This is a genomic window from Fusibacter ferrireducens (genome assembly GCF_015352425.1).
Lineage (GTDB): Bacteria > Bacillota > Clostridia > Peptostreptococcales > Acidaminobacteraceae > Fusibacter_A > Fusibacter_A ferrireducens.
On record NZ_JADKNH010000034.1, the window covers coordinates 1 to 7,499 of the forward strand.

General features: G+C 32.8%; 8 protein-coding genes. 6 read left to right on the forward strand and 2 right to left on the reverse strand.

The features are described from left to right. Positions 1-291: 291 nt before the first annotated feature. From ISU02_RS23540 to ISU02_RS23565, 6 genes are all read left to right on the forward strand, one after another. Positions 292-1,032, forward strand: coding sequence for an LEM-3-like GIY-YIG domain-containing protein (locus ISU02_RS23540; RefSeq protein WP_194704316.1), 741 nt, complete (start codon positions 292-294; stop codon positions 1,030-1,032). Between the two features lie 194 nt (positions 1,033-1,226). Further along, the gene (locus tag ISU02_RS23545) at positions 1,227-1,799 is read left to right on the forward strand and encodes a hypothetical protein (RefSeq protein WP_194704317.1); all 573 of its coding nucleotides are present in this window, start codon (positions 1,227-1,229) and stop codon (positions 1,797-1,799) included. A gap of 246 nt (positions 1,800-2,045) precedes the next feature. Beyond that, the gene (locus ISU02_RS23550; protein WP_194704318.1) at positions 2,046-2,702 is read left to right on the forward strand and encodes an HAD family hydrolase; all 657 of its coding nucleotides are present in this window, start codon (positions 2,046-2,048) and stop codon (positions 2,700-2,702) included. Positions 2,703-3,595: 893 nt separating this feature from the next. Beyond that, positions 3,596-4,252, forward strand: a complete 657-nt coding sequence (locus ISU02_RS23555; RefSeq protein ID WP_194704319.1) for an HAD family hydrolase — start codon at positions 3,596-3,598, stop codon at positions 4,250-4,252. Between the two features lie 176 nt (positions 4,253-4,428). After that, on the forward strand, positions 4,429-5,268 hold the full coding sequence (locus ISU02_RS23560) for a hypothetical protein (RefSeq protein ID WP_194704320.1): 840 nt from the start codon (positions 4,429-4,431) through the stop codon (positions 5,266-5,268). Between the two features lie 151 nt (positions 5,269-5,419). Beyond that, a complete protein-coding gene (locus tag ISU02_RS23565) occupies positions 5,420-6,184 on the forward strand; it encodes a hypothetical protein (protein ID WP_194704321.1) in 765 nt (254 codons plus the stop codon). Between the two features lie 159 nt (positions 6,185-6,343). On the opposite strand, the gene ISU02_RS23570 is transcribed toward ISU02_RS23565, so the two are convergent. Then, the gene (locus ISU02_RS23570; RefSeq protein WP_194704322.1) at positions 6,344-6,754 is read right to left on the reverse strand and encodes a type II toxin-antitoxin system HicB family antitoxin; all 411 of its coding nucleotides are present in this window, start codon (positions 6,752-6,754) and stop codon (positions 6,344-6,346) included. 44 nt (positions 6,755-6,798) lie between these two features. Then, positions 6,799-6,999, reverse strand: coding sequence for a type II toxin-antitoxin system HicA family toxin (locus ISU02_RS23575; protein WP_194704323.1), 201 nt, complete (start codon positions 6,997-6,999; stop codon positions 6,799-6,801). Positions 7,000-7,499 lie beyond the last annotated feature (500 nt).

Sequence of the window (7,499 nt, forward strand, 5' to 3'; positions counted from 1 at the left end):
GTCATGAGCAGACTATGAGCTTTCTTAGACCAACAAGGGTTAGAGTCAGAGGCTTCTATTAATAGAGCACTTCAGATAACAGAGGATTCTCGAAATGCCTCTATTGGCATAACTCGTGCGATCCTGAGGCAAGAATTACGCCAATTCTCTGCTCATCGCTTGTCACCGTTTTTGTGAACCTGGATCAAAACCGTCGCCAAGCGAACGCAGAGACCGAGACACTTCGAGAATCCCCGAAACGTTATGCAAAAGATAAACAATTAAGAAAAATAATTTATCAACGGAGGGGATATGAGCAATGATATATTATTTTCACAGGAAGTTATTGATGAGATCAAATATTATGTTTACAGATTAATTGATCCAAGAAATGGCGAAACTTTTTATGTCGGTAAAGGAAAAGGTAATCGATTATTTTATCACATAAAAGGTGCTAAAGAAATAGAAGAGTTAGATGATGTTTCAGATAAAATCCAAGTTATTAGAGATATAATTTCTAAGGGTTTAGAAGTAATTCATGTGGTTCATAGGCATGGAATGGATGAAAAAGAAGCATTTGAAGTAGAAGCAGCTTTGATTGATGCATACCCTGGAGCTACAAATATTATGAATGGCGCTGGTAGCAATGATCGTGGAACTATGAATGTAAAAGAAATAATTGAAAAATACTCTGCTGAAGAAGCTAACTTTGAACATAGAGTTTTGATGATTACTATAAATAAATCAATTACCGAAAGAGAGATATATGAAGCATCAAGGTATGCATGGAAGTTGAGTAAAACAAAAGCTAAAAGAGCTGAATATGTTGTTGCAGTAAAGCAAGGTTTGATAGTTGGGGTATTTAAGCCAATAAAATGGTTAGAAGCTAATACAGAAAATTTTCCAGGAACAGCAATTGACAGACCAGGACGATATGGATTTGTTGGTGAGCCTGCTGAAGAAAAAATACAATTACTCTATTTAAGAAAGAGAATACCTGATAAATATCGTAAGAAGGGTTCTGCTAATCCAATAAAGTATAGTTTTAAATAAAGGAATTGTTTATCCATCGCATAACACGCCGATTACCAAAATCACTCTGATGACACAGTCCTTGCGAGGCAAGGCCAGCGCCACTTTTGCCCTAAGGGTCAAAAGGAGTGACTTCGGTAATCGCGGGAACGTTATATGAAAGATGGCTTAAAATAATATATATTAACAATAAAACGTGTGAAGGGGGAAATATAATGAATCAGACAGTGTATGATATCAAAAGATTTGAAAACGATTATGATGACTTTTTTACTGTTGGAGATTTGTATGAAATAGATAACGCTGCGTTTAATCAATTATGTAAAAGCAATAAAATAGGCATACAATTATTACAATCAAAATATATTACCGAACAATTTGAAGAAATTCATTTTCAAGATTTTATTGGCTTTGACATATTTAAGACGGAAGTGTTCAAAGATAGCTATGGAATTATTTATAAATTTGACCCTAGCAGTGTATCCATTACTTATGAAATGGACAAAGCTGATAGGAAAAAAGATATTATTATATCTTTAGATTTTATGATTTGTGATGGATCTATAAAAATTAGAGATTTGAGAGAAATATTCGATAAATTTCCAGTATTAAAAAAATTATATCTTGAAAATTTGGCGGTAAGTAACGGCGAAAAAATTATGAATTATGATCGTATAGACTATAATGGTCTAACTGAACATGAGCTAGATGGAGAATTTGAGATTAGTAACATTAATTTGAAATTATTGAATAAATTCAATATAGAAAATTATAAAATCTCAAAATAGAATGATTTATGAATAAACATGCTATTATTACTAAGCCATCCATCACATAACACGCCGATTACCAAAATCACTCTGATGTCACAGCCCTTGCGAGGCAAGGCCAGCGCCACTTTTCCTAAGGGAAAAGGAGTGACTTCGGTAATCGCGAGAACGTTAGCTGAAAAACTGAAAAAAAGGCAAAGTTTAATTCATCGGAATTGTCAAGGATTTAAAATTAAGCAAAAGCATTAATTGGGGAGTTGTATTTTGAGAAAATTGGAAGATATAGAATTAGTTATATTTGATATGGATGGGCTGATGTTTGATACAGAGGTAATATCTTATAAGGCTTGGGCTAAAGCAGCGGATTATTACAACTATCACATGAGTAAAGAGCTTTTTAATAGGACTATTGGGACTAATCTTACTAGAACTAGAGAGATTTTGATGGAATATTTTGGTGAAAATTTTCCGTTTGATTTAATTAAGAGTGAGAGAGTGATTATATCTAATGAAATTGTAAACACAGATGGTGTTCCAATAAAAAAAGGACTTTATGAATTACTTGAACATTTAAAAAAAAATAAATTTAAAATGGCAGTTGCAACATCAACAAATAGGAATAGAGCTACTGATTTATTGAAGTTAGCAAAAGTAGATAATTATTTTGATTATGTTTTATGTGGTGATGAAGTAGAGCGCTCTAAGCCTGATCCAGAAATATTTATTAAGGTATCTAAGAGATTAGATTGTATAGCACAGAGGTGCATTGTTATAGAAGATTCTGAAAATGGAATCTTGGCAGCCAAAAGAGCGGGCATGATACCAATAATGATTCCAGATATACAACAACCGAGCCTAGAAATAGAGTCCTTATTGTTTAGAAAACTGGAAAACTTGAATGAGCTCATAAATTTATTATAAAACGGGATAGTTAGGTTCAGTTCATCAGCTAACACGCCGATTACCAAAATCACTCTGATGACACAGCCCTTGCGATGCAAGGACTGCGCCACTTTTTCCTAAGGGAAAAAGGAGTGACTTCGGTAATCGCGGGAACGTTAGGCGAAATGCGAGTTTTTGGTTTACGCTATCGAAATAAATTTAGAGTAAAGACTCTATCGAGAAGTTGGCTTGGTTCAACATTAACTGACGTTATCTGGGTGCAAACTCGAATCAAGTCTTAGTGGTTATTTGATTGGATATGATATAAAATTGATATGATCTGATTACGATTTGGAAAAACTAAGAAAGCCAATTATGCATGATTTCTCTAAGTCAAGTTAATTTAGCGGTTTCATATGGTCTGGAAGCTGAGTCTCACTTGGCAGTAGAAGTTCCTTGTTTAATTCTATTGGTTTTATAAGAATTAGAAATTCAATCAGATTTTTATTAGTTGATCATAAGTGTGTTATATGAGCAATGAAATTAGGACTGTGGTAGATACATAGATTTATTATGAAGTGGGTTTAAGCTTTCTTAGACCAAAAATTATGAGTCTATAGGTGTATTTTTCAAACAGGGTGTCGTGGAGAAGCACATCGCCTAACACGCCGATTACCAAAATTCATCTGATGTCATGGAATATGCAGAGGAATTTTTTTATTTTCTGGACTGGAAGGAGATAACAATTACGTGTCGAATTACATATAGAGCAGACGCATATTCCACGCCACTTTTGCCCTAAGGGTCAAAAGGATGAACTTCGGTAATCGCGGGAACGTTAGCTGAAAAACTGAACAAAAGGCAAAGTTTAATTCATCGGAATTGTCAAGGATTTAAAAATTAAGCAAAAGCATTAATTGGGGAGTTGTATTTTGAGAAAATTGGAAGATATAGAATTAGTTATATTTGATATGGATGGGCTGATGTTTGATACAGAGGTAATATCTTATAAGGCTTGGGCTAAAGCAGCGGATTATTACAACTATCACATGAGTAAAGAGCTTTTTAATAGGACTATTGGGACTAATCTTACTAGAACTAGAGAGATTTTGATGGAATATTTTGGTGAAAATTTTCCGTTTGATTTAATTAAGAGTGAGAGAGTGATTATATCTAATGAAATTGTAAACACAGATGGTGTTCCAATAAAAAAAGGACTTTATGAATTACTTGAACATTTAAAAAAAAATAAGTTTAAAATGGCAGTTGCAACATCAACAAATAGGAATAGAGCTACTGATTTATTGAAGTTAGCAAAAGTAGATAATTATTTTGATTATGTTTTATGTGGCGATGAAGTAGAGCGATCTAAGCCTGATCCAGAAATATTTATTAAGGTATCTAAGAGATTAGATTGTATAGCACAGAGATGCGTTGTTATAGAAGATTCTGAAAATGGAATCTTGGCAGCCAAAAGAGCGGGCATGATACCAATAATGATTCCAGATATACAACAACCGAGCCTAGAAATAGAGTCCTTATTGTTTAGAAAACTGGAAAACTTGAAAGAGCTTATAAATTTATTATAAAACGGGATAGTTAGGTTCAGTTCATCAGCTAACACGGCAATTACCGGAAATTCATCTGATGTCATAGCCCTTGCGTGGCAAGTGCTACGCCACTTTTCCCCTAAGGGTAAAAAGGATGAACTTCGGTAATCGCGGGAACGTTAGCCAAAATCAATTTTAATGAGGATGTTTATATTATGGAAACTTTTAAAAAAAAACATAAATATGTTAAGTTACTTACTAGTATATTAATAGTAGTAGTATTGTTCATTATTAATCAAAGTGAAGCAACTATTTGGAAAGCTACACCTAATTTTTTGAACTGGATTTTTGTTAAAAACAAAGATTATAATATACTCTTGAATTTAAGTATTGGATATGTGATAAGCTATTTATTTTATATTATGGTTAATTACTTTCCAGAATTGCAAAATTCTATAGAAAAAGAACAAGAAAATGTATACCTAAGAATAGCTAGACATAGGGAAGTACAACTTCTATTATATGATCTTAGTTCTGTATGGGGAGATATCTTTCTATACTCTAAGCAAAATGGAATTATTAATGATGATATAAGTTTAGAACAACATTTTAACTTTGAAACATTATGTAAAATATTACCCCATATCAATTTATTGGCACCTGCTTTTGAAATAGAAGGATATGAAAGGAAAATTCTTTGGGTTGAAAAATTAGAAGTAGATATTGAACGCTTTACAAAGGATGCTAATGTTTTTTTAACAAGATATAAAGATATGCCACCTTCAAACTTATATTATAAAATATTTTATCTATGCAATAATAGTTTTTTAGTGGGTCAATTACCTATTTTGTTACGACCAGCAATATATTTGTATTCTGAAAATACTAATTTAGGACATGCAATAAGGACAGAAAATTTGAAAGATGATATTAATAAAACATTTAGTTATATAATTGAACTTGATAAATGGTTTTTTAGGGAAATAAATGAAATTAATAAATATGCTAATGATGAAGACAAGATAACCTCAATGTACAGTTTTGTAAAAAATTGACTTCGGCTAACACGACATTTTCCTACATTCCTTCCGATGACACGGTTCTTGCGAGGCAAGCACCGCGCCACTTTTTCCGCTAAGGCGTTAAAAGGAAGGAACGTCGGAAACTGCGGGAACGTTAGCTGAAATTCTAAATAAAGGAAGAGTGATGAACATAAATATTAAAGTTAAAATTCAAATTTTACGGTACAAACTTGAAAAAAACAGGGAAATCATTAGTGTAATAACATCAATCTTATTAGGACTTATGGCAATATTTGTGTCAGTTAAAGCAAATTCTATTGCACAAGCTCAAACAAAGTTAGTTGAACAGCAGACTGCAATCATGAAGATGGAAGTGCAACCGTCATTTGAGTTATCTATGTATAATGTTAAAGATCTTGAAAAAGGGGTTGTGTTTGAACAGAGAGTAGACATTTCAAATATTGGACATTATGCCGAAATAAGCAATATTAAATTATATACTTTTTTAAATGTTCATGCGACGACTTTTGAGAAACCAAATGAAAAATTTGAACAGGATATTTTAATATCGGATTATTTTTCAAACTCATTTGTTAATAATAAAAAGAGTGGTCTTCTTGAAACCTCATCTGGATATAATAATGCGTTAAATAGAAGAAATCTAGAAAATGAAGTAGCTAATCGATTTGAAGAAAAATATAATATGGGAACAATTAATTACAATATCAGCCATCTAGCACATATTGTATACAGAGATGAATTAGGAAATGTAGAAAATAAATATATACAGTTTAGTCCTTTTACGCAAATCACACTATCAGATGAACGTGGTAATCAAATTGTTGAAAAAGCAAATAATCAGTATAGTAATAATGAATTTATAACTTTGGAAACACAAAATGGTATAGACTTATTTGAATATATTTTAAATAATTTACAAACCTATTAGAACTTCAGCTAACACGCCGATTACCTAAATCACTCTGATGACACAGCCCTTGCGAGGCAAGGCCAGTGCCACTTTTCCTAAGGGAAAAGGAGTGACTTCGGTAATCGCGGGAACGTTAAATGAAATTCTAGTCAAAAAAAGAACCATCCAAAAGAATGGTCAATTTCGAGTATTAATACCTAAATAGTTTTTAATAGCAACTTGAAGCAATTGAGAAAAATTAACATCATTTTCAACAGCAATATCATTAAGCCATTTGGGAATTGTAAGCGTTTTTTTAATTGCTTTGTTTTGCATATAATCTCTAACTGGTTTCATCCAAATATCAATCAGAACTATAGTTTCATTATCACTAACAGTAATTTCTCTAATATGTGATGGAGAAGGTATAGGGTCAGAATCATCTTCTAATCCAAAAATATGAAGTTCAAGAGCTTCTTTTGCATTTGTGACTGCTTGTAGTTCATCATCCCCATATGAAAAACAGCCAGGTAAGTCAGGAAATTCAACTGATATACCGTCATCAGCGAAATGAAAAATAGCAGGAAAAATATAACGGTCAGCTAACATAATGCACCTTCTTTCATAAAATCATTAAAAGGTAGGGAGCTACCTTAACCTTCAATACCAGCCTGTTTAAGAATACTCTCAAATGTTTTTCGAGGTAAGTCTTTTTTAGGATGTGGAACAGTAACAGTACCACTCTTAGTAGAATGTTTTAATTGGTGATGAGATCCTTTGACTCTTACGACATACCAACCATCATCAGTTAAAATTTTAAGAAGCTCCCTTGAGTTGTAAGAACGGTGATTCATAACTCCTCCAATTTAGTTATTTGAACATCAAATTCTAATGGAAAGAAACAACGCTCTATACGTATATTATACACGTATAGAGTTAAAAAGGCAAGAAAGACTAGAACTTCACTTAACACGTTGATTACCTAAATCGCATTGATGTCACAGCCCTTGCGAAGCAAGAGCTGCGCCACTTTTCACCTAAGGGTGAAAAGATGCGACTTCGGTAATCACGGAAACGTTAGATGAAATACTTATAGAAACGGAAGATAATAATGAAAGTATGGGCATATACAAAAAGAGAGAATAGAACCAAAAACGATCGTGTTACTGCATGGGAGATATATCATAAAAAGAAGAAGTCTCCATCAGAATATAGAGGAAAAAAGTACTATAGTGAGTATTACAGACCAAATTGACCACTTGTTCCGATGAGTGAGACCACCGGTTCCGATTTTTGAGATCACTCGGTACGGTGGCATTGACCACTTAATAAATTTAAAGTAAATGTGGGTATA

What these genes read in the sequence shown, in the direction of transcription:
- ISU02_RS23540 (WP_194704316.1), top strand. Translation starts at nt 292, where the DNA reads ATGAGCAATGATATATTATTTTCACAGGAAGTTATTGATGAGATCAAA.
- ISU02_RS23545 (WP_194704317.1), top strand. Translation starts at nt 1,227, where the DNA reads ATGAATCAGACAGTGTATGATATCAAAAGATTTGAAAACGATTATGAT.
- ISU02_RS23560 (WP_194704320.1), top strand. Translation starts at nt 4,429, where the DNA reads ATGGAAACTTTTAAAAAAAAACATAAATATGTTAAGTTACTTACTAGT.
- ISU02_RS23565 (WP_194704321.1), top strand. Translation starts at nt 5,420, where the DNA reads ATGAACATAAATATTAAAGTTAAAATTCAAATTTTACGGTACAAACTT.
- ISU02_RS23570 (WP_194704322.1), bottom strand. Translation starts at nt 6,754, where the DNA reads ATGTTAGCTGACCGTTATATTTTTCCTGCTATTTTTCATTTCGCTGAT.
- ISU02_RS23575 (WP_194704323.1), bottom strand. Translation starts at nt 6,999, where the DNA reads ATGAATCACCGTTCTTACAACTCAAGGGAGCTTCTTAAAATTTTAACT.